This is a genomic window from Sodalis sp. (in: enterobacteria) (assembly GCF_051710625.1).
GTDB lineage: Bacteria > Pseudomonadota > Gammaproteobacteria > Enterobacterales > Enterobacteriaceae > JBPESN01.
The window spans coordinates 1-23,167 of record NZ_JBPESN010000036.1 but is presented as its reverse complement, the minus strand read 5'-3'; the positions used below and the strand labels follow the sequence as shown (position 1 = coordinate 23,167).

Sequence of the window (23,167 nt, the reverse complement as noted above, 5' to 3'; positions counted from 1 at the left end):
CAGCTGTTCGATATGAAAGCCCAAGGTTTCCTTCAACGATTTTCATGAAATCCCCATGCGGCTCATTCTCTTTTAGAATAATGAGCCGCTTACCCACCTCCAGCATGGCTTCGGCACTTTGCGCCATATAGAAGCGTGCTTCATGCACAATGCGCTCGCGTTCATAGGGCAGTCCCTCGCCGTACTTGTCCATAATGGTTTGCTGATGTTCAGCCAGGGCGTTAAGGTTATTCATTAAATTTGGTGCCAACGGTTGTTCGGGAGCAATTTCAGCCGTGATCGGTAACGCTTTTTTACTTATTATTTTTTCCTCTTACAGTTTTGACGGTGAGGCTAGGCAGCGCCCGCGTTTTTCTGCCATCTTGATTTGTGCCCGGTTGACTTCATCGAAATAGGCAAGGGCAATCTGTAGCAATTGTTTGCCGAGCTTGTAATACCCATTGGAGCATTGCTCAACCATGCCCTTTTCCATTAAAAACGGCGGGGTACGGCTGATATTAGCCGGAGAATCATTGACCAGATCCGCCAGCGCCTTATTAAACAGGCCATTGTTGTTGTGATGTCCCTTCATGGCTTTCAGGATCCGCAGCGTTCGGCGTGCTCGTGAAGACGCGTACAGTGATAAGGTGTTCTTCATCGGATGCTTCTTTTTCATTAATGGAAATTGTGTTACCGTCAGTGAAACAGGCGAATGTTATTTTTTGTGGCGCTTTTTGCCCGATGGCATAGGGGAATCTATGATCTGTTCAATCGCCTGTTTGATTTTGCGGGCTTCCCCGCGCCCGCTCTGGCAGGGGCTATCAAGTAACATGTAAACCTGATAGGATTTGAAGCCGGATTGGCGTGCCCATGCCGCCATCGTCGGGTAGTCCTGATAGACTCGGTCATAAAAATTGCGCTTAAAGTTGGCGGAATGTTGTGGTGACATTGTTTTATCTCCGTCATAAAAAGTTGAAAATAAATATACATCGACGTACAAAATAATGTAAAATATTTTTTGTTTGTTTTTGTATATCTCTTATCACCGTTAAGAGCTACTGGCTGTTAACGGCCTAAAGGAGACCTGTATGGCAAAGAAAAAAGCGGCAACCAGCCTGTCTGTAAGTAGGGTGGACAATATCACGATTGCGAGGGGGCAATTGCATACTCTGAAAAAAATGCAGAAAAAAGTACTCAACAGGAGGTGATGACACGTTTTGAGGGTGGGCTGCCCTATGAAAGGGAGAGAATTGTTCATGAGGCGCGCTTCATGGCGCAAAGTGCCGAAGCCATGCTGGAGGTGGGTAAGCGGCTCATTATTCTAAAAGAGAATGAGCCGCATGGGGATTTCATGAAAATCGTTGAAGGAAACCTTGGGCTTTCATATCGAACAGCTGCAAGAATAATGCAGATCTCAATTAAATATCTATCTGCAACTTTGCAATCAAAACTGCCAGTGCTGGCAACTTTAAGCAAAACAAAACTCTTTGAGTTGATGACTGAAGATAATGAAGATCTTGCGGCATTAGCCGAAGGCGGCACTATCGCATGTCAGTCAGGGAGTTGAAGGCGGCATTACGTAAAGATGAAGCTGCGCCTAAGCGCAGCCGACAACTGGTGGCTGAAAAAAACAATTACAGCAATTAAAGTCAGCAACTGTCTGGAAAGACCTTTACAACGGCTACGAGCAATGAACAGGCTCCGCTCGATACCCAGTAGTAGGTCACGCTGACGCCGGAAGGCGTGGGAGATCGCTTAAAGTCGGAACGCCTGCGGTTAGGACTTAGCCAGGAAATCTTTGCCGAACGCTGTGGGGATAAAAAACTTATCCAGTATAATTATGAAAAAAGTGAGCGGCATCCGGATGCGGGATACTTAATCGCGGCGAAAGCGTGAGGGGTCGATCTTCTTTATGTGATGACCGTGGAGCGCAGCGATGAAGCCAGTGCGCTCGATGTGGTGAGCGATGAAGAAAAAGCGGAAGTGTTAACTGCCTTTCGACATATTTTAGGCGAAACCTGCGAAGTGGCTAAACGCACCTTGACAGCAACGACAGAGAAAAAAGCCACCCGTCACCGCGCTTAACCTTCCCTACCCGTGGCCGCGGAAGGGATTATTTAACGGTAATAATCAGCTCACGCCGTTGAGTAAGCTGATTGCTATTGAGACTATAGCGAATCGGGACGCTTTCCATCGAAAAGTCTCGAAACACGTCGTGCATCTGCGGAATATCATTGACGGGAATAATCATCATTCCCGCCAGGTCTTGTCCCATAGCTGCCAGTTTTTCGTATTGCTCCAGGCCAAAATCCACCCCATAGCTTTCCGTCCCCCAATACGGCGGATCGCAGTAAAAGAGCGTGTGCAGACGGTCATAATAGGCAATACAGCTGGCCCAGTCCAGGTGTTCAATGGTGGTGCGTGATAATCGCAGATAAGCCAGCGACAGCTCTTCTTCCATGCGTAGCATGGTCCAGGCGTGACCCACTGGTAGTGGTCACGCCAAAGGCGTGTTCCGCCACCTTGCCGCCGAACGCCTATTTTTGCAGGTAATAGAAACGGGCGGCCCGCTGGATATCGGTTAAGGTCTCGGTCGGCGTGATGTTTAACCATTAATACATCGCCCAGCTGACCAGCGCCCATTTAAACTGGCGCATAAACTCTTCCAGATGATGTTTCAGTACTCGATAGAGATTGACCAGCTCGCCGTTGATATCGTTAATCACTTCCACCTTGCTGGGTGACTTCATAAAGAAAAGCGCCGCTGCGCCATAAAATGGCTCCACGTAGCAGGTACAGGTATGCGCCGGGCAGCGTGGTAAAATCTGTTTTGCCAGCCGCCGTTTACCGTTTATCCAGAGCAGTATCGGTAAAAATTTTTGCTGCATTGTCTGTAAGCCTTTTTCACTAATGGAAATTGGTGTAGACTCTTCCCTGTTGTCGAGAATGAAAGGGCCACAATTGACTCACAGGTGCTGTCTGTGTGTTGACGACCTGTCCGGTGCGACTACTCTGAGGAGGTCGCGCTTTTTCCCTTGCCCGTTAGGGGCTAATGACTGTGCCTGACCTAACCACTCACGCTCATTCCCACTAGTAAACCGCTTTTAAAGCGGTTGGCGCCTTGCCTTGTCATGCTGTTTGCCTGATTCTCAGGGAGATGGTGATGAAAACGCGAAAAAAATTAACCTTACCGTTATTAACAACCCCGCGATTGAGCGGTTAGTTACTGACCGCCACCGGTTTATTGCTGATGATCGGCCTGGTCTCACCGCAGCAGTTGCCGGTGGTGCTCTACAGGCTGGCCTTGATTACCCTGGCGGCGATGACCGGTTACTGGCTTGACCGTTCGCTATTCCCCAAAGCCCGTCCCCCGGTCAATACCTGCACCATGACCACCCTGAGGTGGCGCAAGGCCGACATCCGGTACGCGGCGCGGCTACCATTAGGTGTTTGCGGCCGCGCAGCTGCGCCGGGCGGTGATTGTGGCGCCGGTGAATCGCTGTGAGCGCATGGCGATGACCTTGTCGGCCTACAACGGCGGCCTGGGCTGGGTTACAGGTGACCACCGTCTTGCGAAACAGCAAGGGTACGATGGCGGTCGCTGGTTTGACAACATTGAGCGGGTGAATGCCGGACGTAGCGTGAGCGTCTGGCGCGAGAATCGTCATTATCCCCGGCGCATATTAAAAGTTCTGGCACCGCGTTACCTGACCTGGGAGGGGCAAGCTGCGTTTAACGTCAGCGGGATAAAAACTTTCAATGTGCAGCTCGTTGTGGCGCGCTGTTGTCCCTCGCCTGGTGGCACGGCTACACGCAAGGCAGCACTCGGGCAACGCAGCGGAGCGAGGCAACCCTCCATCAGCTGCGTGAGACATTTGCAGTGCAAGAAAAGCAACGCGCCGAACAGGCAGCGCAAAGCCTGCACGCCCTGCAACAGCGTTTTGAGCGTCAGGTTGCAGTTGCCCATACGAGCGAGCGGAATTACCTGGTGGGCGGGTGCACGAATAAACGCCGAAAACCGTCAACTTAAGGGGCAGATAGCTGATGTTACCTACGGCTTTCTGGATGAAAGAGGCCAGCCTCATGCTGTGTCCTGCGTATTTACTCGTGGCTTCGTGCAGCACTACAACACCGCCCTCGGTGTGCCTGACGCCAACGATCCAGGCGCTACCGCCACTCCCGGCGTCGCTGGAAAAACGCCCCGGCCCCCTGCGTCCGCTGGTGAACCGCTCCGCCCCAGTCCGGTCACCCAGCGCGATATCCTCGCCAATATCACCGACAACAGGCAGCAATGCCGTGTCTGGCGAACGCAGGTAAATGGCTTACTGGATTACATCGAAGGATTACAACCATGACATTGCAAGTCGATTTTTGGGTGCTGGTCAGCTATTTGTTTGGGCTGGTTGGTTTTCTTGCTGGCCTCGCCCGCTGGTCTATCCGTGAGACCGAAAAGCGTCAGGCGAAGCGGTTTGCGTCACTGGAGCGATTAATGTGCAATTCCGCTGATAAGGGGTCGCGCCTTGAGCGCGAGGTACTGGAATTCAAGGTCGAGGTGCCGGAGCGTTACGTCCGGCGCGACAAATTTATTCATTATCAGCAGGTGTTGGAGTCCCGGCTTGACGCGATTTACCAGAAGCTGGAAAACATTCAATTGCGTCAGGCGACAGGAGGAAACGTATGATAGATACCGAGCAGGCGCGCCGGGAAGGGCTAAGGCAAGGCCCTATCCGGCCAATGACCGGCTGCTGTTTGATGTCGGGCATTTACTCTACCCCGATTTAACCTTAATGGAGCTGAAAAAAGAGTTGCTGTTTTTAGAGGGCCTGCGGCTGGTCCGTCTGACCCGCCCGCCCGCTCGTGCGGACCGCCACGCTGACGCCGGAAGGAGTGAACCAGGTGGAATACGTCACTGACGATATCCCCGGCCTTTCCCGTCCAGCGAAGTACTGGAGGGAGTGACGATGGCACCGTGTAGTCATATCGAGGTATTGCCGCCATCGGTACGTGAATGGCTCGACCGGGCGCTGACGAAGCGCAATTTCAGTGGCTCCTGGTAGCTGGAGACGCTGCTGTGTGATAAAGGGTATAGCATCGGTCGGGCGCAGATTTCCCGCTACAGCCAGAAGGTGCAACGCCGCTTTGCCGCTATCTGTGAAGCCAGTGATGAAGAGATGGAGCCCGCAGAGCGCGCGTCGCTGTTAGCCAAAGTGGATAAAAGCATTGCCATCCTGACCCCCTCGTCGGTCAGTCTCAAACGCTATCAGGCGGAGGTGCGCGAGAAAATTGCCGCCCAGCTGGATGCGCTGAAGCAGGGAGTCAAAAATAACGACGGCCACGTCAGCCTAGAAACCGTGCAGCGTGTCCGTCACCAGATTTACGGGATCATCAAATAAGCGCGGCCCTACCGCTTTACCTTTACCAACAGCGCTGGCTCCTCGACTGGTCGCGCTTTAAGATCGGCCAGTTTGCCCGTCAGACCGGCAAAACCTTTACCACCACGCTGGAGCTGGTTGATGACTGCTTTGAGACCGAGGCCCGGGGCGGCCGCACCCGCTGGGTTATTCTCTCGCGCGGTGAACGCCAGGCCAAAGAGGCGATGGAAAAAGGGGGCAAAAAGCATTGTCAGGCGTACGGTCTGGCCATCCGTGAAATCGAAGGCAGCGTGAAAGGGTCGGGCAGCAAGCGTTACACGATGTTAGAGGCGGTGCTGCCCGGCGGCTCGCGCATTACCGCACTTCCCTGCGAACCCGGATACGGCGCGTGGCTTTGCCGCCAATGTGTTTCTCGATGAGTTTGTCTTTCATGCCGACAGCCGCAAAATCTGGACGGCGCTATTTTCGGTGATATCGAACGGCTATACGCTGCGCGTTACCTCCACCCCGAACGGCAAAGGCAACAAATTCTATGAACTGATGACCGATGCGTCCTTAGATACCGTCTGGTCACGTCATGTGGTGGATATCTATCAGGCGGTGCGTGAAGGGCTGCCGCGCGATGTTGCCGAAATGCGTGCCGCCCTGAACGATGATGTAGTGGCACACTGAATTTGGCCACCTGAACAGAGGTGATATGCTTACCTCAGAACAACACGGGTGCACCAATGAAAAGAAAAAATTTTAGTCCTGAATTCAAACGCGAATCCGCTCAACTGGTTGTCGACCAAAATTACACCGCCGCGCAAGCAGCAAAAGCCATGGACGTCGGCCTTTCTACGATGACGAAATGGGTAAAACAACTGCGTGATGAGCGACAGAGGAAAACGCCAAAAGCCTCTCCCATAATCCCGGAACAAATCGAAATACGTGAGCTTAAGAAGAAGGTACAACGCATCGAAATGGAAAACGAAATATTAAAAAAGGCTACAGCGCTCTTGATGTCAGACTCCCTGAACAGTTCTTGTTAATCGGGAAACTCAGAGCGCATTATCCTGTCGCCACACTCTGCCACGTGTTCAGGGTTCATCGCAGCAGTTACAAATACTGGAAAAGTCGTCCTGACAGGCCAGACGGCAGGCGAACGGTATTGCGCAGTCAGGTTCATGAACTGCACAGTATCAGCCATGGTGCAGCTGGCGCGAGAAGTATCGCCACCATGGCAACCCAGAGAGGCTTCCGGATGGGGCGCTGGCTCGCAGGCAGGCTCATGAAAGAGCTGGGGCTGGTCAGTTGTCAGCAGCAGACGCACAGGTATAAGCGTGGCGGTCAGGAGCATGTTGCGATCCCGAATTATCTTGAGCGCCAGTTCACTGTAACGGAGCCAAACCAGGTATGGTGCGGCGATGTGACGTATATCTGGACCGAGAAACGCTGGGCATACCTTGCGGTTGTTCTTGATCTGTTCGCGAGGAAACCGGTGGGCTGGGCTATGTCGTTCTCCCCAAGCACTGGAAATGGCATGGGAAACGCGTGGTAAACCAGCCGGAGTAATGTTCCACAGCGATCAGGGTAGCCACTCTATACGAGCAAGCAGTTCCGACAGTTGCTGTGGCGTTAGCGGATCAAACAAAGCATGAGTCGGCGGGGGAACTGTTGGGATAACAGTCCGATGGAGCGCTTCTTCAGAAGTCTGAAAAACGAGTGGATACCGGTAACGGGCTACAACAGCTTCAGCGAAGCAGCTCATGAAATTACCGACTATATCGTGGGATATTACAGCGCACTCAGGCCGCATGAATATAACGGTGGGTTGCCACCAAACGAATCAGAAAATAGATACTGGAAAAACGCTAACGTGGTGGCCAGTTTTAGTTGGCCACTACAATCCATCGCCCGTAACCAGCGCGGGTCGGCCATATCATGGCAACGCAGCTGCAGAATACGGGCCGGATTAATATCACCGTTCTTATCGGTGGAAAAGGCTTAATCAATAATAGCCAGCAGCTCCGGTCGCGCATCCTGCGTCCATTCTGCCATGCAATCATCAATTAACGCCTTGGCGGCCTGGATACGCTCATCAAAGGTAATGCGGTCTTGCAGCGCGCGAATAACCTTGTGGCAGCCATCAAAGGAATACAGCGTCACATTGCTTTTTCTGCCGTCACGCTTCACCCCGTATTGTTCAACCGACAGGTCAATCAATGCCTAGATATCGACAAACGCGCGGTGTTTAAGATCTCTCAATGCCTCATGCAAGCGGCCGGGCGCGTGCCACAATAGCTTTGACCAGCGCGTCACGCTCCTTATCAATGGGCGTTACCATGGCGTCGGGTATCAATGCGCCCTTGGCATCCTGCCAGTAACCGGCGGACACCGTATTGTCATGTAAGTTAGTGGACATGATGACCTCTCCTGTTAAATATATTGGCAATAGAGTTTTTATTGATAGCCTCGAAATCAGCCCGGCATGATAATACGGTGGCAAGTACATCGTGAATAAACTGGGCTTCCTTCTTTTCAACTTCACTGTCCGTGCCGCTGGCATTGATATTTACATCAATGCCGATGGAAGTTTGCTGAGCAATAATGCTAATTTCAATTGTCATGGTGAGCTCAATATAATGATGCTGACCAAATAACCTTACATCCACCTTTCATGAATGCCCCTTGCTTAAAACCACCCCGTGCGTTTTTGCCAACGGGGATATAATTCGCCTGAGCCTTTTTAATAATTGCTCACAGAGCGTATGGTGTTCAATAGGGATAACCGGCTTGCAGTCATGCAATATCACGCCTTTTACACTCACGCCTTTTATCGTTAAATACTGTATAACGGCTTCTGCCTGCGTCATCGCAGCGATAAGATGATTGTTGGTCGATACATCTTCATGATGGACTGACATACTTTTTTCATTCAATGAATTAGCATTTCTGCATAGCGGTCGATTAACGTCACGGACATCCCCTGATTGCCGATAGCGCTTGTCCGGGCCACCCCGCGCGCCTGTTTAAACAGGCGGCGATAATTGCCCCGTGAATGCTTGCGAAAGGCGGCGGCAATCTCGGGCGTAAGCGGCTCGCCCGATGCTTCACCGTTCGATAACAGACTTCCGAGAATAGCGCTGAAATCCTCGGTTTCGCTCTCTTTCCTGCGGAACGCCAGGTCTAACGCCATGCCCACCCGGCTATAGAGCTGGGCGTATTCCCCGCGTGAGCCTTTCAGATTGAGCAGCAGACGCGGCACCCCCGCCACCAATACAATGACCACCCCGGAACGGTCGTAAATGCGTCGCAAGACCTCAAGCGCCCTGTAAGGCAGCAGCTTAGCCTCATCAACCAGGACCAGCCAGTACTTATCGCGCAGCCCCCCCCTGTACGCACTCCTCGACCAGATCATGGATATTGCCAGTTTTCCGCAGACCCAGCCGGGCGCACAGCGCCTGCAATAACACCTTGGCGGTATAGTCGGGGTCGGCTTCAATCAGGATGACGCCTTTATTGGCGCTGTTGGCGCTGTTGGCGCGCACATACTCCTTCAGCACCATGCTTTTCCCCATGCCGGCCGGGCCGTATATCACACCGATATCGCCGACGTCGTGCGTGGCACTAATCAGGTCAAGCGCCACCCTGGCCAGATGGGTCGGCGCAAAATTCACCTTGATGTCCCGCCGGTAGGCGCACTCTGTCTTACGGTCAAAAAAATCTCGCAGTGTGCCCTCGACGTTATCAATATTGCCGTTGTAAACCCCCTTTAAATATTGTGAAATGGTCGCGCCGCTTAATCCGGTTTTATCAGCCACCTTGCGCTGGGTATAGCCTGACCGCGCCATCAGCTGGAAAATACGTTCTCGCGTTGTCATACAATATATCCTTACCGGTTATTACCGACCTGCTTGATATCGTGCTTATATTTGGATTCAAATAAATGCACCTTGTCTTTTTCGGGTGCCGATACCTGGGGTATCAGCAGGCTGTAATCGCTCTCCCTGGGAGCATCAATCACCGGGCGTAATTCGTCTTTTGCATCCTGAATTTTGCTTTCGGCGAGTTTAATGCGACGCTTAGCGCGCGCTTCCAGCGCTTTTTCCACTCTGGAAACCGGCACCGGCGAGGCAGTATTGCCATTCCACAGCACAGTACAGAGATAGACCCCGTCCATCTGGCGAATAATCACTTCATTAGGATTATGGATATCGTAAGCCACCCGCACCGTCTGGCGGTCTACCTCAATCAGCTCCCTGGCAAAATACTGGTTATTCAGCAGTTCAACCCAACCACGCTGGGCCACGCGTTTTTCTTCCGGCATAAACATCTCGCGCAACTCGCCTGGCGTCAGGTATTCAACGTTGTCCCCTTCCTCAGCCAGCAGGGCCTTGCAGTAAGCGACCGGCGTCATCGATTTACCGTTGACCTTCGGTAACGCGCTGTGCTCGTGGCTGTGGTTATAGCGCTGCACCTCCTCCTCAATGGCGTCTATCAGCTGCCGCCAGCTGGGCAATATCGCCAGCGTCTTTTGCTGCGTGGTGTTCAGCTCCTTCCCCTGACGCAGGGCATTCGACAGACTCAGCAATTTTTGCCCCTGCACCCGCGCCCCGTTGGGGTCGGCGCTCAATCCGTTATAGGTCTGAAAGCACAGGGCCAGCCTGCGTGGCAGCACGCCGTTCAGCCGCTCAATAATGCCCCGCGCCTGCGGGTTACCGGGGATACCGGTAATATGCTCAATACTCAGCCGGGGAAAAATCCCGGTAATATCCACATCCAGCATCTTGTTGGTCTCGCCGCGGCCGTTATCGAAGTAGGTAAACAACGGCTTGCCGTGGTGCTGGATGGCATAACACCACGCATCCGCTACCGCGATGGCGTTTTCTGCCAGTGACAGGCTCCAGCCCACCAGATAGCGGGTACGCCCGTCGAGCACCAAAGTCAGCTCCGGGGAAAGGGCCGCCCGTGTATCGGATGCGCCACTTTCATGTTCAGCGACTTGCCGTCGGCTATCCAGCAGCCATTTACCGGCATCTGCGCCCAATCCCGCTGCTGGTACACCTGATACGCCTTGAGCGCCGAGCCGGTGACCCGGCCCTTAACCCTTCGGTTGGACGCAACCCGCTTGACCATGCGATTGACCTTGTCGTAGGTCGGCAGGGCCGCCAGCATGGCAGGCTAATCATGGTATTTACTCTGCCAGTCCGCCTGAAATGCGCGGTAGGCTTCCAGCACCGTCGCGGGCCACAGGGTCGGGCATAATGCGGCCAGAACAGGGCGTAGAACCACGTCATCTCCTCGGGGCGCTGCTTCTTCAGCTTCCCGGGAGCCAGTATCGCCAGACGCTCCTGGGGCCGCTCAGCGCTGAGATAGAAACTCACCCATTCCTGTAGGCTGCTTTTGCCCACCCCTTGCCCAGTGCGGCCCTTTTTGGCATTAGCCAGCGTGGCGGCGCGCTGCAGGGCCTCGGGCAATGTGCTGGCCTTTGACTCATCGACGATAAAGGTCGCCGACGCAATGCGGGTCATGCCGGCCTGCTGTAACCGGACCACTTCCTGTGCCAGCATCATGCGCGCATCGGCAATCTGCTTCTGCTGATCGTTCAGAGCCTGCACCTTGCGTTCGATCAGGGTCGGACATTGACGCATGATCGCCAGCTCATCGCGCGACTTGATGGCGCTACTGCGCTTGACCGACTCATTAACCGGCTGGGCCGGGGATTGCGCAATCAGGGATTTATAGTGCCGTTGTTTGATGATCTTGCGTGTTTGTTCCGGCAAACAATCGATGTGGTACTCGAAAGCCTTGGTGCCTGAACGCTTACAGACTAAATCGGGTGAATTTGCAGTCCGCTTATTCAATGACCAGCGAAGTTCCTGCAAGGTGTGCCAGGCAATCCGGGTAAACCGACTCACTCACCGTAACAAACATAATTACAACACTTTGCTCATATAACGACTCGGCCAAATGCTGGCCGGATCCACATTGAGTGCATTAGCGATAATGCGTTCACCTTTGGGATAGGGACGATACAGCACGTTTTTTAACGTGCTGGACGCCAGCCCCGAGCCACGGGAGAGATCTTGCATGGTGATCCCTTTCTTGTGCAGGAAGGCCACGATATCAATCCGCTGCCAGTCACGATGATTTACTTCATTTCTATCTAACATTCGATTACCCTAAAAAGTTAACCATGTGGGTAAGTCATGGGGCTTGCCCATACAGCAATGAGATCTCAAATTTAAGAAAAGTAAAGCAAATAATGAATTTTCTTTTCTGATCGCTCTATATGAGAGATATTTTTGTATTTTATTAACTATAATCAATAAGCTATAGAGAAAAGAAAATGAGGAAGAAGAAAACAAGTAATTTTGCTTTTGATATGGATAGAAAAGAAAATTTTGTCGCACGCCTTAAACAACTTATAGGCAATAAAAGCGCTAGAGCTGCTGCAACTGAATGGGGGTTATCCTTCTCAACATTGCACGACTATTTAACTAGAGGTACAGAACCATCTTTTACAGTGGTGCAGAGCATTGCATATAAGGAACACGTCAGCCTGGACTGGCTTGCATTTGGTTCATTATACACTCAAAAAGAAGTGGCCTCAACTAGCGAGATTCAGTCGATTAACGAGGAAAGCCTAGTGGAAGATCCTTTAGAAGCTACTTGGCATATGATTTATAAGTCGCTGAATAAAAAAGATTTAGAGGCATTAATAAGCCTGCTTTTGCAAGAAGGGGCAAAAAGCGTATTGGCGTTATCAGGACGTAAAGATGACTTAGATAGCCTGTTACTCCAACTTCCAAAAGAAGAAAAAGAACGTCTGATAGCCCTACACGAAGCTAAAAAGGGGGCGGTATCTGAAAAGTGTGCAGTAGAAGATGTGGCAAGCTTAAACTGTAAGAAAAGTGGAGCGGCCTAAATAAAGATTAGGCCATTATCTATCTCATTTCATTATTTTTATGATTTACTAATAGTTTTTAACCTAATTTACATATATCTAATGGATGCCCAAAAGGCGTTTAAACTGGCTTTAAGTCTGCTCAAACCACAGTCATTCGAGTCCAGAATCTGTAAAATCTCTGTAAGCCGCGCCATTAAAGGGCTTCCGGCTAACCCATCGTTTAACTTAAGAGTCTAGAAATGATTGCCACCCCACAAAGCGAAGCTGTGCGAACATCATGTGATGGGCGACTACATCGTCATCCAGCCCACATCGCGCTAGTTGTATAAATGCTAGGACGACGCCAAAATGATGCAGTTGATTGATGGTTTGGCAACGTGCGGGTTGCCGGTGGTGCTGACCGCCGGACCGGATAAGCATGAACAAGAGATGGTGGCGCATATTATTTCGCTTTGCCGCGGGGTTAAAGCCCGTCAATCTGGCGGGGCGGTTATCGCTTCCTCAGTTGGCGGCGGTTATTGATGGCGCGCGTCTGTTCATCGGCGTCAATTCAGCGCCAATGCATATGGCGGCGGCGCTGAATACCCCCTGTGTGGTGCTGTTCGGCCCCACCAAACTGCAGCGTTGGCGGCCATGGAGCGAAAAAGTATCGTGCTGTGGGCAGGGGATTATGCTGAACTACCGGATCCCGATACCATTGATACTCAGACCCGGCAGCGCTACCTGAGCGTCATACCGTTTGAGCCGGTGCTGGAGGCGGCAATGACCTCTCTTGCGACAGAAAAGCCGACGGTGGTAAGAAAGTCTGCGCCATAAAACAGCACAGCGCGGGCAGAAACATTACTGCCTGCACAGGGTGCGGTGCCAACAGGAGCATTTACGCCATCCTAGACAGGCGCCCGCGGTCCGCGGCGGCAAGGGAAAATTCTATATGACAACTATCCGCCTGGCGATAGTACGGCAAAAATACCGTCCCGACGGCGGCGCGGAACGCTTTATCTCCCGCGCCCTGGAGGCGCTTGATAACAGCGGACTGGAGCTAAACATCATTACCCGCCAGTGGTCAGGGGAGCCCAAATCTGACTGGCATGTGCATATCTGTAATCCAGGCGGCCGCGGCCGCATCGCTCGCGAGCGCGGTTTTGCCGCGGCCGCCCGGCAGTACTGGCAACAGCACCAGTTCAGTCTGGTGCAAAGCCACGAGCGCATCGCCGGCTGCGATGTCTTTCGCGCCGGCGATGGCGTCCACCAGGCGTGGCTGGAGCAGCGCGCGCGTATCATCCCTGCCCACCAGCGCTGGCTGACGTATATCAGCCGCTATCACCGTTATATCCTGTCGGCGGAGCGAGAAATGTTTCATTTGCCTAAGCTTAAGAAAATCATCTGCAATTCGGCGATGGTGCAAAACGATATCATGCGTTACTACGGCGTGGCGGAGGATAAGTTCGCCCTGATATACAACGCCATTGATCCCCAGCGATTTGCGCCCGCCGACGGGGCGCAACGCCGGGCGGCCCGGGAAGCGCTGGCGATTCCGGAGCAGGCCTGCGCGCTGATTTTCGTCGGTTCCGGTTTTGCGCGCAAAGGGCTGCGGCAGGCCCTTGAGGCAGTGGCGGCCACCGATCGCTACCTGATCGTCGTCGGACAAGACAAACATCAGCGCCGCTATCAGGCGCTGGCGCGAAGCCTGGATTGCCTGTCGCGCATGCGTTTCGCCGGGGTCCTCCAGGAAGTATTGCCCTGTTACCACGCCGCCGACGCGCTGATCCTGCCGACGCTGTACGATCCGTTTCCCAATGTGATTCTCGAGGCCATGTCCTGCGGCCTGCCGGTTATCACCAGCCAGCGCTGCGGCGGTGCGGAGCTCATCAAGCAGGGACGCGAGGGCTTTGTCTGCGACGCGCTGGATACCGCCAGTCTGCGGACGTTTGCCGCCGAGGTGCCCTCCCGGGAGCAGGACCCCACGATGGGGGAGGCCGCGCGTCAACGGGTGAGTCACTGTACGCCCGCGCATCTATCGCATTAGCTTACGACGCTGTACCGGCAACTGTTATTATAGACCTGACGCCGGTTTTGCTGGCTCGCGGCACAGCCGGCTTTCAGCACTAATCAGGTAAATGCCTCACCGCTAATGAGGGATAATGACTTATCTGCTAACATGTCCCCGGTTTGGGGACATTCACATTATCTGGTTAAAAACTCACTCAGCACATGAGTCGCTGTGCCTTACAATAGTTAATTATAATGATCTACAACATAATCATAGTCTTAATCCAGCCGCTGGTATGGATACGATTATTATGGCGCAGCAGAAAAGCGCCTGTTTACCGCCTGCGCTGGGCCGAACGTTACGGCTTTTGCCGGGGCAAAGTAAAACCCGGGGGCATCATGCTGCATTCCGTGTCGGTCGGCGAGACGCTCGCGGCCATCCCTTTGGTGCGTGCACTTCGCCACCGCTATCCGCTGCTACCCATTACCGTCACTACGATGACGCCCACCGGCTCGGAGCGGGTACAGTCGGCGTTCGGTAAAAATGTCCATCATGTCTACCTACCCTATGATCTGCCTGGGGCGATGAGCCGTTTTCTCGATCAGGTGAACCCCAAGCTGGTTATCATCATGGAAACGGAGCTGTGGCCTAACCTTATCAAGGCGCTGCACCACCGCGGCATCCCGCTGGTGGTCGCCAATGCGCGTCTGTCTGCCCGCGCCGCCGCCGGCTATAAAAGGTTTATCGGTTTCGTCGCCGGCATCATGCGCCGTATTACTCTCATCGCGGCGCAAAATGAAGAGGACGGCGCCCGCTTCCTGGAGCTCGGGCTGAAAAAGAACCAGTTAGCGGTCACGGGCAGCCTGAAATTTGATATTTCCGTCACTCCTGAGCTGGCGGCGCGGGCGCTTACGCTGCGTCGCCAGTGGGCGCCCCGGCGCCCGGTATGGATAGCCACCAGCACCCATGAGGGCGAAGAGACGCTGTTATTACAGGCCCATCGCCAGCTACTGGCCAACTTTCCCGATCTGCTGCTGATCCTGGTTCCGCGCCACCTGGAACGGTTTCCGGCGGCGCGGGAAATGACCATGAAGGCCGGCTTCAATTACATCATGCGCAGCAGCGGCGAAATTCCGTCCGGCAGCACGCAGGTGGTGGTAGGGGATACCATGGGCGAGCTGATGCTGCTGTACGGTATCGCCGATCTGGCCTTTGTCGGCGGCAGCCTGGTGGAGCGCGGCGGCCATAACCCTCTGGAGGCGGCAGCGCACGCCATCCCTGTGCTGATGGGGCCGCATACTTTTAATTTCCGCGATATTTGCAACAAACTGGCCGAAGCCGGCGGTTTGATTACCGTGACCGACGTAGTGTCGTTGGTCACGTCGGTCTCCACCCTGCTGACCGACGAGGATTACCGTCTGTACTACGGCCGTCACGCCGTCAAGGTGCTGCACCAGAATCAGGGTGCGCTTCAGCGCCTGTTGAATTTGCTGGAGCCCTATCTGCCGCAACGGAGTCAGTAAATGTCGCATAGAAAGCATCTGTCGGTGGTGCTCATTACCCGCAATGAGGCTGAACTGCTGCCGGATTGTCTGGCGTCGGTGAGCTGGGCGGATGAAATCGTGGTGCTGGATGCCGGCAGCGTTGACGAAACGCGCCATATCGCCGCACAGGCGCGAGCGCGCGTCTTCCAGTCTACGGACTGGGCGGGTTTCGGCATTCAGCGTCAGCGGGCGCAGGCGTATGCCAGCGGCGATTATATCCTGATGCTTGACGCTGATGAGCGCGTCACGCCGCCGTTACGCCAGGCGATTCAAGACGTGCTACAACACCCCGATCCCAATGCGGTTTACAGCTGCGCGCGGCGTAATCTGTTTCTCGGCCGCTTCATGCGCCACAGCGGCTGGTATCCGGATCCGGTGGTGCGGCTGTACGCGCGCGAGCGCTATCGCTATAACGCACTGCCGGTCCATGAATCCCTGGCGACGGGCGACGCCGATGTCGTTGCTTTGACGGGGGATTTACAGCATCTGACCTGCCGCGATTTGCCGGCTTTTCAGCGTAAACAGCTACAGTACGCGGAAGCCTGGGCGCGAGAGCGCCATCGCCAGGGGCGCACATGCGGCCTGTTCGCCATTATCAGCCACACCAGCGGCGCTTTTTTCAAGACCTGGCTGCTGCGCGCCGGTTTTCTGGACGGTAAACAGGGTTGGTTGCTCGCGGTGGTGAACGCGCAATGTACTTTCAATAAATACGCCACCCTGTGGGCCTTAAGCCACTCCGTGAAGGGAAATGACCAATGACCAACAAAGCCATCTATCCCGGCACCTTCGACCCGCTGACCAATGGCCATCTGGATTTGGTGACACGCGCCGCAAAAATGTTTGATGTTGTCGTGCTGGCGATTGCCGCCAGCCCCAGCAAATGTCCGCTGTTTGATTTGGATGAACGTGTCGCGCTGGCAACCCAGGTTACCACACACCTGCCCAATGTGAACGTCACAGGATTTAGCGATCTGATGGCTGATTTCGCCCGCCAGCAGCAGGCGAATATCCTCATCCGCGGCGTGCGCGCAATGACGGATGTCGATTATGAGATGCAGCTGGCGAAAATGAATCGTCATCTGATGCCGGCGCTGGAAACGGTGTTTATGCTACCCGCCGAGGCCTGGTCCTATATCTCCTCCACCCTGGTGAAAGAGGTGGCGCTGCACGGCGGCAATGTGGACCACTTTCTGCCCGCGCCCATCGCCAAAGAAGTCTGGGCGCGGCTGCACCCCTGACGGCGGCCCCGTTAGCGCCGCCCTTCTAGTGTTGGCATGCAGGACAGAAAAAGGTGCTGCGCTGGCCGTGCTTGGCCAGCTGTATTGGCGTCCCACATACCCGGCAGGGTATGCCCCCCTGGCCGTAAACCTGAAGCTCCTGCACAAAATAGCCCGGCTTGCCGTCGGACTGCAGAAAATTCCGCAGCGTGGTGCCGCCCTGCTCAATGGAGCGCAGCAGCACCGCCTTGATACTCTCAGCCAACAATCCCGCTTCTTCTTCGCCCAATGAACAGGCGGCGCGGCCGGGCAGAATACCGGCGACAAACAGGGATTCGCTGGCGTAAATATTACCGACGCCGACCACCAGCGTGTTATCCATCAGCCAAGGTTTGATTGAGGTGTGTTTATTGCGCGACTTTTGATACAGCCAGCGGCCATCGAACTTATCACTCAGCGGCTCAGGTCCCAGGTGGGCCAGAACCCGACTAGTGCGCCGATCATCGCTCCACAGCCAAGCGCTGAAGCGCCGGGGATCGGTGTAGCGGATGATGCAGCCGTTGCTGATAACCAAATCAATATGGTCGTGCTTTCCCGGCGGCGGCGGCTGCGGCAGCACGCGCAAACGTCCCGACATGCCGAGATGGATAATGATCCAGCCCTTCTCCAGCTCCAACAGCAGATATTTCGCCCGGCGCTGTACGCTCAGCACCCGCTGGTCCCGCAGCGCGATGATTTCTTCATCCACCGGCCAGCGCAGCCGCGCATTGCGCACCTCCGCCCGCAGAATGGTCTGCCCCGCTACCCAAGGTCCAATCCCCCGGCGGCTGGTTTCCACTTCCGGTAATTCCGGCATCTGATACTTCCTGTCAGCGGGATGTCCGCCGGCCGAGAATAGCACGCCCGGCGGCCCATAAAAAAACCGGCCGAAGCCGGGGTTTTAACCAGTCGCCAAAATTATTTGATTTTGGCTTCTTTGTAAATCACATGCTGGCGTACTACCGGATCGAATTTTTTCAATCCCATCTTTTCAGGTTTGGTACGCTTGTTTTTCGTAGTGGTATAGAAGTGACCAGTACCAGCAGAAGAAACCAGCTTGATCTTCTCGCGAACATCCTTAGCCATGATTTAGTTCCTTACCTTAATACTTCTCACCGCGGACACGGAGATCGGCCAAAACCGTTTCGATGCCCTTCTTATCGATTACACGCATACCTTTAGCAGATACGCGCAGCGTGACAAAGCGTTTTTCGCTCTCAACCCAAAAACGGTGAGAGTGCAGGTTAGGCAGAAAACGGCGTTTGGTCGCATTCATTGCGTGGGAGCGGTTATTGCCGCTCACCGGGCGCTTGCCAGTAACTTGGCAGACTCGGGACATCTCTTTTCTCCAAAAACCAAATCAGCTTGAGCTCTGAAAGGTGATAGCCGCCTCGTTAGGCTTTAGAGCCCATCTCAGCATCTTCTTCACTGAGGAGAGACGTTCAACAGAGAGATTCTGCTGAGATAGGCGCTCAACGCTACACCCAAGATTCTCAAAGGTGGGGTAGTATACGCTTTGACGCGCAACTGCTCAAGTCCCGCACGACTAAAGATCCCGCAGGATAGCGGGAAAAACGCTTGCAGCCAGCCTTTTTCGGCAAAAGAAACCATTTCACCCGCGCCGATAACCAGCTGGTCCAGCACCCGGATGTCAAGAAACAGGCAGGCTTTGCCCACCCTCACCGTTACTTTGCGATCGGTGCGACTCGGCTCGGCGTTACCTGAGGGATGATTGTGCGCCAAAATAATCGCCGCCGCATTGATCTTGAGCGCCGCACGGAGGATTTCCCGCGGATGGACCTCTACGCTATTGACCGTTCCTTGAAATAATTCCTGATGGTTGATAAGACGATTGCGGTTATCAAGAAACATGACCACAAACACTTCTCTTTCCCGGCATACCAGAATCTGCTGCAGGTAACGCCGGGCCATATCCGGACTGGTCATCGCATCCTCGCGCATCAGGTGCGAACGAAAGATGCGCTGGGCCATTTCGCCAATCGCCCGCAGTTGCGTACATTTCGAGATCCCCAGTCCATGCGTGGCGCTGAGGGTCCGGTGGTCGGCGGTCATCAGTTTGTCGAACGATCCAAACTCCGCCAGCAGTTCCTCTGCGAATTGCAGAACATGCTTGCCGCGGGTGCCGGTGCGTAAGAATAGCGCCAGCAATTCGATGTCCGTCAGCGCGTCGGGACCGAGCGCAATCAGCTTTTCACGCGGCGCCCGCGTTGAGGGCCAGATTTTCTTATTCGTTTTCTCCACCGCCTGCTCCTCCCCGGGCACCGTTCATCGCTGGTTGTATAATGCCAGCGGCGATAAAGTCGTTCGACGTGGCGCGATAAAAAGGCGAATCACGATTCCAAAATGGCCGTAAACAGACAAATGACCGTGGCACGGAGGGTTATGATAAAATGGCTATAACCATATTCTCACCGGGACATGCAAGATGACGGGACTGGCCGGTAAACACATTGTACTGGGCGTTAGCGGCGGTATCGCCGCTTACAAGACCCCAGAACTGGTGCGCCGTTTGCGCGAACGGGGCGCCGAGGTGCGCGTGGTCATGACGGCAGCGGCGAAGGCGTTTATCACCCCGCTAAGCTTGCAGGCGGTATCGGGCTACCCGGTGGCGGACGATCTGTTGGATCCTGCCGCCGAGGCGGCGATGGGCCATATCGAGCTGGCAAAATGGGCCAATCTGGTGCTGCTGGCGCCTGCGACCGCCGATCTGCTGGCGCGCCTGGCGGCGGGATTGGCCAACGATCTGCTCAGCACCCTGTGCCTGGCGACGGCGGCCCCTGTCGCAGCAGCGCCGGCCATGAACCAACAAATGTACCGGGCGCCGGCCACGCAGGCGAACCTGGCCACGCTTGAAGGCCGGGGTGTGCTGTTGTGGGGGACGGACAGCGGCAGCCAGGCCTGCGGCGATATCGGCCCGGGTCGAATGCCCGACCCGCTGGTGCTAGTGGACTTTGTGGTGCAGCACTTCACCCCCTATCGCTCGCTGAGCCACCTCAATATCATGCTAACCGCCGGGCCGACACGGGAAGCGCTGGATCCGGTACGTTTTCTCAGCAATCACAGCTCGGGCAAGATGGGCTTCGTTATCGCCCGCGCCGCCGCGGCCAAGGGCGCGCAGGTAACCTTGATAGCAGGCCCGGTCTCTCTGCCAACGCCTGCCGGCGTGGCGCGTATAGACGTAACCAGCGCGCTTGAAATGCAGGATGCGGTGATGCGTACCATCGCGCAGCAGCACATCTTTATCGGCTGTGCAGCGGTGGCGGATTATCGCGCCAGCCGCTTTTCACCGGAAAAAATCAAAAAACAGGGCGATGACCTGATGATCACCCTGATTAAAAATCCTGATATTGTGGCGGCCGTGGGTGCGTTAACCGAACACCGGCCTTACGTCGTCGGATTTGCCGCCGAAACCCACAATATGGAAGAATACGCCCGGCAAAAGCGTATCAATAAACGGATGGATTTGGTTTGCGCCAATGACGTTTCCCGGACCAGTCAAGGGTTTAACAGTGACAACAATGCATTGCATCTGTTCTGGCGGGACGGGGAACTCCAATTACCTCTGAGCGATAAATCACTGCTCGCTCAACAACTAATTAACGAGATTGTCAGCCGTTATGATGAAAAAAATCGACGTTAAGATCCTGGGCCGCCGCATTGGCGATCGTTTCCCACTGCCGGCTTACGCCACTACGGGGTCCGCCGGTCTGGATTTACGCGCCTGCATTGATGAGCCGGTGGTGCTGGCGCCGGGGGAAACCACCCTAATCCCGACCGGGCTGGCCATTCACATTGCCGATGTTAATCTGGCGGCGGTAATCCTGCCGCGCTCCGGACTGGGCCATAAGCACGGCATTGTTTTGGGCAATTTGGTGGGACTGATTGACTCCGACTACCAAGGGCCGCTAATGGTTTCGGTATGGAACCGCGGCAAGGACATTTTCACGATTGAACCCGGGGAGCGCATGGCGCAGATGGTCTTTGTGCCGGTTGTGCAGGCGGAATTCAATCTGGTGGTATCCTTTGATACCAGCGAACGGGGCGAGGGGGGCTTCGGCCACTCCGGGCGACAATAGCCCCTGACGATTCGGCCCACTACCCGGCATCGAAAAAAAATCCATTAACGCCGCGCGTTATGGCCGATGCCGGGTGCTTAACCATTATTGACAGTGATGACTCAGGGACCCATTTAGCATGGCAGAAAAAGAGAATACGAAACGCAACCGCCGCGAGGAGATTCTGCAGGCATTGGCGCAGATGCTTGAATCCAGCGACGGTAGCCAACGTATTACTACCGCGAAACTGGCAGCCAATGTTGGCGTTTTGGAAGCCGCGCTTTACCGCCATTTTCCCAGCAAAACCCGGATGTTCGACAGCCTGATCGAATTTATTGAGGACAGCCTGATTAGCCGGATAAATTTGATCCTACAGGATGAGAAAGAGACCCTAAATCGGCTTCGTCTGATATTGTTATTGCTTCTCTGCTTCGCAGAACGTAATCCGGGTCTTACACGTATCATGAGCGGTCACGCGCTGATGTTTGAACAAGACAGGCTTCAGGGCCGCATTAACCAGCTTTATGAACGTATCGAGGTTCAGCTGCGCCAGGTATTACGCGAGCGCAATACTGCGCGAGGGTGAAGCGTTTGAGCTGGATGAATCGCTGCTTGCCAGCCAGCAGCTGGCCTTTTGCGAAGGGATGTTGTCACGCTTTGTGCGCACCGAGTTCAAATACCGGCCCACGCAGGAGTTTGAGCTACGTTGACCGCTTTTGGTAGCGCAGCTGCACTGAGCGACGCGACGTGGTGCATAGTGTCGCGTCACGGCCTGTCAACGACGCCTTTACAACGATCGGCACCGACGTGGATCGCCCGTCTCGCCCCGCCCGTTCAAATGCCGTATTGCTGCTGATAGGCACGGACCGCGGCGAGATAGCCAACCATTTCGCCTTTTTCTTCCAGATAGGCAATTAAATCCGCCAGCGTGATGATGGCAAGCACTTAACAGGGATAATCCAGCTCCACCTCCTGAATAGCGGAGGTCTCACCGCGCCCTTTTTCCTGCCTGTCCAGGGAAATCATTACACCGGCAAGCGTTGCCTGGTGCGCGGCGATAATCGCCATCGACTCGCGAATAGCGCTACCTGCGGTGATAACGTCATCCACCAGCATCACTTTACCTTGTAGCGTGCTGCCGACCAGCGTACCGCCTTCGCCGTGGTCCTTGTCTTCCTTCCGGTTAAAACAATAGGGCACGTCCCGTTGATGTTGCTCCGCCAGCGCCACCGCGATGCTCGTCGCAATGGGAATCCCCTTGTAGGCCGGCCCGAATAACACATCGAAACTCACACCGGAATCTATCAGCGCCGCGGCGTAAACCCGCCCCACGAAAGCCAGATCGCGACCGGTGTTAAACAAACCGGCATTAAAAAAATAGGGACTGATACGGCCGAATTTAAGCGTAAATTCGCCGAATTTTAATACCTGTTTGTTTAATGCATACTCGATAAATTTACGCTGGTACCTTTTCACGGACTGTTACTCCTCACCGGTGGGTTGGACAAGCTATGGTGCAGAGTATCTGAAAGGTATCGGCGCCGGGGGGATGATAAAATGGCCGTTACCAAAATGCCAGCCATAAATTGGCTAGCGGCATGCTTCTGTACAAACGCCGGTGTAGTGGTCAACTAAAACTGGCCACCGCGTTAGCGTTTTTCCAGTATCTATTTTCTGATTCGTTTGGTGGCAACCCACCGTTATATTCATGCGGCTTAAGTGCGCTGTAATATCCCACGATATAGTCGGTAATTTCATAAGCTGCTTCGCTGAAGCTTATGTAGCCCGTTACCGGTATCCACTCGTTTTTCAGACTTCTGAAAAAGCGCTCCATCGGACTGTTATCCCAACAGTTACCACGCCAACTCATGCTTTGTTTGATCCGGCAACGCCACAGCAACTGTCGGAACTGCCTGCCCGTATAGTGGCTACCCTGATCGCTGTGGAACATCACTCCGGCTGGTTTACCACGCGTTTCCCATGCCATTTCCAGTGCTTTGATGGTCAGTCTGCTGTCCGGGGAGAACGATATAGCCCAGCCCACCGGTTTCCTCGCGA

30 protein-coding genes and 7 pseudogenes are annotated in these 23,167 nt (G+C 54.4%); 18 read left to right on the top strand and 19 right to left on the bottom strand.

Going from position 1 to position 23,167, the window contains the following annotated elements; all coding sequences use genetic code 11:
- From ACTBDU_RS10230 to ACTBDU_RS10220, 3 genes and pseudogenes are all read right to left on the bottom strand, one after another.
- A pseudogene (locus ACTBDU_RS10230) lies at positions 1-301 on the bottom strand (DUF3102 domain-containing protein); the annotation flags it as partial.
- A 12-nt stretch (positions 302-313) separates the two neighbouring features.
- The gene (locus ACTBDU_RS10225; protein ID WP_438806390.1) at positions 314-655 is read right to left on the bottom strand and encodes an IclR family transcriptional regulator; all 342 of its coding nucleotides are present in this window, start codon (positions 653-655) and stop codon (positions 314-316) included.
- Positions 656-694: 39 nt separating this feature from the next.
- A complete protein-coding gene (locus ACTBDU_RS10220; RefSeq protein WP_438806389.1) occupies positions 695-979 on the bottom strand; it encodes a hypothetical protein in 285 nt (94 codons plus the stop codon).
- Between the two features lie 207 nt (positions 980-1,186).
- Here ACTBDU_RS10220 and ACTBDU_RS10215 point away from each other — a divergent pair, with 207 nt between their 5' ends.
- Complete coding sequence (locus tag ACTBDU_RS10215) at positions 1,187-1,546, top strand: DUF3102 domain-containing protein (RefSeq protein WP_438806394.1); 360 nt, start codon at positions 1,187-1,189, stop codon at positions 1,544-1,546.
- 350 nt (positions 1,547-1,896) lie between these two features.
- Positions 1,897-2,064 (top strand): hypothetical protein, encoded by a 168-nt coding sequence (locus tag ACTBDU_RS10210; protein WP_438806388.1) that lies wholly within the window; start codon positions 1,897-1,899, stop codon positions 2,062-2,064.
- A gap of 28 nt (positions 2,065-2,092) precedes the next feature.
- Here ACTBDU_RS10210 and ACTBDU_RS10205 read toward each other — a convergent pair.
- Positions 2,093-2,867: pseudogene (locus tag ACTBDU_RS10205) on the bottom strand (DNA adenine methylase).
- Positions 2,868-3,205: 338 nt separating this feature from the next.
- On the opposite strand from ACTBDU_RS10205, the pseudogene ACTBDU_RS10200 reads away from it, so the two are divergent.
- The 6 genes and pseudogenes from ACTBDU_RS10200 to ACTBDU_RS10175 form a co-directional block, all read left to right on the top strand.
- A pseudogene (locus ACTBDU_RS10200) lies at positions 3,206-3,503 on the top strand (putative holin); the annotation flags it as partial.
- An 827-nt stretch (positions 3,504-4,330) separates the two neighbouring features.
- Complete coding sequence (locus tag ACTBDU_RS10195; protein ID WP_438806387.1) at positions 4,331-4,660, top strand: hypothetical protein; 330 nt, start codon at positions 4,331-4,333, stop codon at positions 4,658-4,660.
- A 490-nt stretch (positions 4,661-5,150) separates the two neighbouring features.
- Positions 5,151-5,372, top strand: coding sequence for a phage protein Gp27 family protein (locus tag ACTBDU_RS10190; protein WP_438806386.1), 222 nt, complete (start codon positions 5,151-5,153; stop codon positions 5,370-5,372).
- On the top strand, positions 5,369-5,770 hold the full coding sequence (locus tag ACTBDU_RS10185) for a terminase large subunit domain-containing protein (RefSeq protein WP_438806393.1): 402 nt from the start codon (positions 5,369-5,371) through the stop codon (positions 5,768-5,770). Before ACTBDU_RS10190 ends, ACTBDU_RS10185 begins: the two co-directional genes overlap by 4 nt.
- Positions 5,757-6,023, top strand: coding sequence for a terminase large subunit domain-containing protein (locus ACTBDU_RS10180; RefSeq protein ID WP_438806385.1), 267 nt, complete (start codon positions 5,757-5,759; stop codon positions 6,021-6,023). The genes ACTBDU_RS10185 and ACTBDU_RS10180 overlap by 14 nt, the downstream gene beginning before the upstream one ends.
- A 56-nt stretch (positions 6,024-6,079) precedes the next feature.
- Positions 6,080-7,227, top strand: a pseudogene (locus ACTBDU_RS10175) (IS3 family transposase); the annotation flags it as partial.
- Between the two features lie 110 nt (positions 7,228-7,337).
- Here the strand turns inward: ACTBDU_RS10175 and ACTBDU_RS10170 are convergent.
- The 9 genes from ACTBDU_RS10170 to ACTBDU_RS10130 all read right to left on the bottom strand — a co-directional run bounded on the left by ACTBDU_RS10170 (position 7,338) and on the right by ACTBDU_RS10130 (position 11,506).
- Positions 7,338-7,556: a DUF3164 family protein gene (locus ACTBDU_RS10170; protein ID WP_438806384.1), complete on the bottom strand. Its 219-nt coding sequence runs from the start codon at positions 7,554-7,556 to the stop codon at positions 7,338-7,340.
- A gap of 46 nt (positions 7,557-7,602) precedes the next feature.
- Positions 7,603-7,755, bottom strand: a complete 153-nt coding sequence (locus ACTBDU_RS10165; protein WP_438806383.1) for a DUF3164 family protein — start codon at positions 7,753-7,755, stop codon at positions 7,603-7,605.
- A complete protein-coding gene (locus ACTBDU_RS10160) occupies positions 7,745-7,960 on the bottom strand; it encodes a hypothetical protein (protein ID WP_438806382.1) in 216 nt (71 codons plus the stop codon). The genes ACTBDU_RS10165 and ACTBDU_RS10160 overlap by 11 nt, the downstream gene beginning before the upstream one ends.
- Before the next feature lie 48 nt (positions 7,961-8,008).
- Complete coding sequence (locus tag ACTBDU_RS10155; RefSeq protein WP_438806381.1) at positions 8,009-8,272, bottom strand: hypothetical protein; 264 nt, start codon at positions 8,270-8,272, stop codon at positions 8,009-8,011.
- The gene (locus ACTBDU_RS10150; protein WP_438806380.1) at positions 8,269-8,649 is read right to left on the bottom strand and encodes a hypothetical protein; all 381 of its coding nucleotides are present in this window, start codon (positions 8,647-8,649) and stop codon (positions 8,269-8,271) included. The genes ACTBDU_RS10155 and ACTBDU_RS10150 overlap by 4 nt, the downstream gene beginning before the upstream one ends.
- A gap of 58 nt (positions 8,650-8,707) precedes the next feature.
- Positions 8,708-9,214: an AAA family ATPase gene (locus ACTBDU_RS10145; RefSeq protein WP_438806379.1), complete on the bottom strand. Its 507-nt coding sequence runs from the start codon at positions 9,212-9,214 to the stop codon at positions 8,708-8,710.
- Between the two features lie 11 nt (positions 9,215-9,225).
- Positions 9,226-10,380, bottom strand: a complete 1,155-nt coding sequence (locus ACTBDU_RS10140; RefSeq protein ID WP_438806378.1) for a Mu transposase C-terminal domain-containing protein — start codon at positions 10,378-10,380, stop codon at positions 9,226-9,228.
- A complete protein-coding gene (locus ACTBDU_RS10135; protein WP_438806377.1) occupies positions 10,361-11,197 on the bottom strand; it encodes a hypothetical protein in 837 nt (278 codons plus the stop codon). Before ACTBDU_RS10135 ends, ACTBDU_RS10140 begins: the two co-directional genes overlap by 20 nt.
- 72 nt (positions 11,198-11,269) lie before the next feature.
- Positions 11,270-11,506, bottom strand: coding sequence for a helix-turn-helix domain-containing protein (locus tag ACTBDU_RS10130; RefSeq protein ID WP_438806376.1), 237 nt, complete (start codon positions 11,504-11,506; stop codon positions 11,270-11,272).
- Positions 11,507-11,682: 176 nt separating this feature from the next.
- On the opposite strand from ACTBDU_RS10130, the gene ACTBDU_RS10125 reads away from it, so the two are divergent.
- The 7 genes from ACTBDU_RS10125 (at position 11,683) to coaD (ending at position 17,015) form a co-directional block, all read left to right on the top strand.
- On the top strand, positions 11,683-12,261 hold the full coding sequence (locus ACTBDU_RS10125) for a helix-turn-helix domain-containing protein (RefSeq protein WP_438806375.1): 579 nt from the start codon (positions 11,683-11,685) through the stop codon (positions 12,259-12,261).
- A gap of 330 nt (positions 12,262-12,591) precedes the next feature.
- A complete protein-coding gene (locus ACTBDU_RS10120; RefSeq protein WP_438806395.1) occupies positions 12,592-12,765 on the top strand; it encodes a hypothetical protein in 174 nt (57 codons plus the stop codon).
- Positions 12,683-12,970: a glycosyltransferase family 9 protein gene (locus ACTBDU_RS10115; RefSeq protein ID WP_438806392.1), complete on the top strand. Its 288-nt coding sequence runs from the start codon at positions 12,683-12,685 to the stop codon at positions 12,968-12,970. Before ACTBDU_RS10120 ends, ACTBDU_RS10115 begins: the two co-directional genes overlap by 83 nt.
- Before the next feature lie 204 nt (positions 12,971-13,174).
- On the top strand, positions 13,175-14,269 hold the full coding sequence (locus ACTBDU_RS10110; RefSeq protein WP_438806374.1) for a glycosyltransferase family 4 protein: 1,095 nt from the start codon (positions 13,175-13,177) through the stop codon (positions 14,267-14,269).
- A gap of 218 nt (positions 14,270-14,487) precedes the next feature.
- A complete protein-coding gene (gene waaA, locus ACTBDU_RS10105; RefSeq protein WP_438806373.1) occupies positions 14,488-15,756 on the top strand; it encodes a lipid IV(A) 3-deoxy-D-manno-octulosonic acid transferase in 1,269 nt (422 codons plus the stop codon).
- On the top strand, positions 15,757-16,536 hold the full coding sequence (locus tag ACTBDU_RS10100) for a glycosyltransferase family 2 protein (protein ID WP_438806372.1): 780 nt from the start codon (positions 15,757-15,759) through the stop codon (positions 16,534-16,536).
- Positions 16,533-17,015, top strand: coding sequence for a pantetheine-phosphate adenylyltransferase (coaD, locus tag ACTBDU_RS10095; RefSeq protein WP_438806371.1), 483 nt, complete (start codon positions 16,533-16,535; stop codon positions 17,013-17,015). The genes ACTBDU_RS10100 and coaD overlap by 4 nt, the downstream gene beginning before the upstream one ends.
- Positions 17,016-17,040: 25 nt before the next feature.
- Here the strand turns inward: coaD and mutM are convergent, their stop codons facing one another.
- The 4 genes and pseudogenes from mutM to radC form a co-directional block, all read right to left on the bottom strand.
- A complete protein-coding gene (gene mutM / locus ACTBDU_RS10090; protein ID WP_438806391.1) occupies positions 17,041-17,850 on the bottom strand; it encodes a bifunctional DNA-formamidopyrimidine glycosylase/DNA-(apurinic or apyrimidinic site) lyase in 810 nt (269 codons plus the stop codon).
- Positions 17,851-17,951: 101 nt separating this feature from the next.
- Entirely contained in the window at positions 17,952-18,119 is a 168-nt protein-coding gene (rpmG, locus tag ACTBDU_RS10085) for a 50S ribosomal protein L33 (protein WP_438806370.1), read from the bottom strand.
- Positions 18,120-18,135: 16 nt separating this feature from the next.
- Complete coding sequence (gene rpmB, locus ACTBDU_RS10080) at positions 18,136-18,372, bottom strand: 50S ribosomal protein L28 (protein ID WP_025424096.1); 237 nt, start codon at positions 18,370-18,372, stop codon at positions 18,136-18,138.
- A 242-nt stretch (positions 18,373-18,614) separates the two neighbouring features.
- Positions 18,615-19,274: pseudogene (gene radC / locus ACTBDU_RS10075) on the bottom strand (RadC family protein); the annotation flags it as partial.
- A 205-nt stretch (positions 19,275-19,479) separates the two neighbouring features.
- Here radC and coaBC point away from each other — a divergent pair.
- From coaBC to slmA, 3 genes and pseudogenes are all read left to right on the top strand, one after another.
- Positions 19,480-20,694, top strand: coding sequence for a bifunctional phosphopantothenoylcysteine decarboxylase/phosphopantothenate--cysteine ligase CoaBC (coaBC, locus tag ACTBDU_RS10070; protein WP_438806369.1), 1,215 nt, complete (start codon positions 19,480-19,482; stop codon positions 20,692-20,694).
- Entirely contained in the window at positions 20,672-21,130 is a 459-nt protein-coding gene (dut, locus tag ACTBDU_RS10065; protein ID WP_438806368.1) for a dUTP diphosphatase, read from the top strand. Before coaBC ends, dut begins: the two co-directional genes overlap by 23 nt.
- A gap of 118 nt (positions 21,131-21,248) precedes the next feature.
- A pseudogene (gene slmA / locus ACTBDU_RS10060) lies at positions 21,249-21,819 on the top strand (nucleoid occlusion factor SlmA).
- A gap of 124 nt (positions 21,820-21,943) precedes the next feature.
- Here slmA and pyrE read toward each other — a convergent pair.
- A pseudogene (gene pyrE / locus ACTBDU_RS10055) lies at positions 21,944-22,585 on the bottom strand (orotate phosphoribosyltransferase).
- 151 nt (positions 22,586-22,736) lie between these two features.
- The coding region (locus ACTBDU_RS10050) for a DDE-type integrase/transposase/recombinase (RefSeq protein WP_438806367.1) at positions 22,737-23,167 on the bottom strand (431 nt) is incomplete at its 5' end.

Excerpts from the sequence above, each read along its gene's own strand:
- ACTBDU_RS10225 (WP_438806390.1), bottom strand. The coding sequence starts at position 655 with ATGAAAAAGAAGCATCCGATGAAGAACACCTTATCACTGTACGCGTCT.
- ACTBDU_RS10215 (WP_438806394.1), top strand. The coding sequence starts at position 1,187 with ATGACACGTTTTGAGGGTGGGCTGCCCTATGAAAGGGAGAGAATTGTT.
- ACTBDU_RS10210 (WP_438806388.1), top strand. The coding sequence starts at position 1,897 with ATGACCGTGGAGCGCAGCGATGAAGCCAGTGCGCTCGATGTGGTGAGC.
- ACTBDU_RS10195 (WP_438806387.1), top strand. The coding sequence starts at position 4,331 with ATGACATTGCAAGTCGATTTTTGGGTGCTGGTCAGCTATTTGTTTGGG.
- ACTBDU_RS10190 (WP_438806386.1), top strand. The coding sequence starts at position 5,151 with ATGGAGCCCGCAGAGCGCGCGTCGCTGTTAGCCAAAGTGGATAAAAGC.
- ACTBDU_RS10165 (WP_438806383.1), bottom strand. The coding sequence starts at position 7,755 with ATGTCCACTAACTTACATGACAATACGGTGTCCGCCGGTTACTGGCAG.
- ACTBDU_RS10160 (WP_438806382.1), bottom strand. The coding sequence starts at position 7,960 with ATGACAATTGAAATTAGCATTATTGCTCAGCAAACTTCCATCGGCATT.
- ACTBDU_RS10145 (WP_438806379.1), bottom strand. The coding sequence starts at position 9,214 with ATGACAACGCGAGAACGTATTTTCCAGCTGATGGCGCGGTCAGGCTAT.
- ACTBDU_RS10130 (WP_438806376.1), bottom strand. The coding sequence starts at position 11,506 with ATGTTAGATAGAAATGAAGTAAATCATCGTGACTGGCAGCGGATTGAT.
- ACTBDU_RS10125 (WP_438806375.1), top strand. The coding sequence starts at position 11,683 with ATGAGGAAGAAGAAAACAAGTAATTTTGCTTTTGATATGGATAGAAAA.
- ACTBDU_RS10120 (WP_438806395.1), top strand. The coding sequence starts at position 12,592 with ATGATGCAGTTGATTGATGGTTTGGCAACGTGCGGGTTGCCGGTGGTG.
- ACTBDU_RS10110 (WP_438806374.1), top strand. The coding sequence starts at position 13,175 with ATGACAACTATCCGCCTGGCGATAGTACGGCAAAAATACCGTCCCGAC.
- waaA (WP_438806373.1), top strand. The coding sequence starts at position 14,488 with ATGATCTACAACATAATCATAGTCTTAATCCAGCCGCTGGTATGGATA.
- ACTBDU_RS10100 (WP_438806372.1), top strand. The coding sequence starts at position 15,757 with ATGTCGCATAGAAAGCATCTGTCGGTGGTGCTCATTACCCGCAATGAG.
- coaD (WP_438806371.1), top strand. The coding sequence starts at position 16,533 with ATGACCAACAAAGCCATCTATCCCGGCACCTTCGACCCGCTGACCAAT.
- mutM (WP_438806391.1), bottom strand. The coding sequence starts at position 17,850 with ATGCCGGAATTACCGGAAGTGGAAACCAGCCGCCGGGGGATTGGACCT.
- rpmG (WP_438806370.1), bottom strand. The coding sequence starts at position 18,119 with ATGGCTAAGGATGTTCGCGAGAAGATCAAGCTGGTTTCTTCTGCTGGT.
- rpmB (WP_025424096.1), bottom strand. The coding sequence starts at position 18,372 with ATGTCCCGAGTCTGCCAAGTTACTGGCAAGCGCCCGGTGAGCGGCAAT.
- coaBC (WP_438806369.1), top strand. The coding sequence starts at position 19,480 with ATGACGGGACTGGCCGGTAAACACATTGTACTGGGCGTTAGCGGCGGT.
- dut (WP_438806368.1), top strand. The coding sequence starts at position 20,672 with ATGATGAAAAAAATCGACGTTAAGATCCTGGGCCGCCGCATTGGCGAT.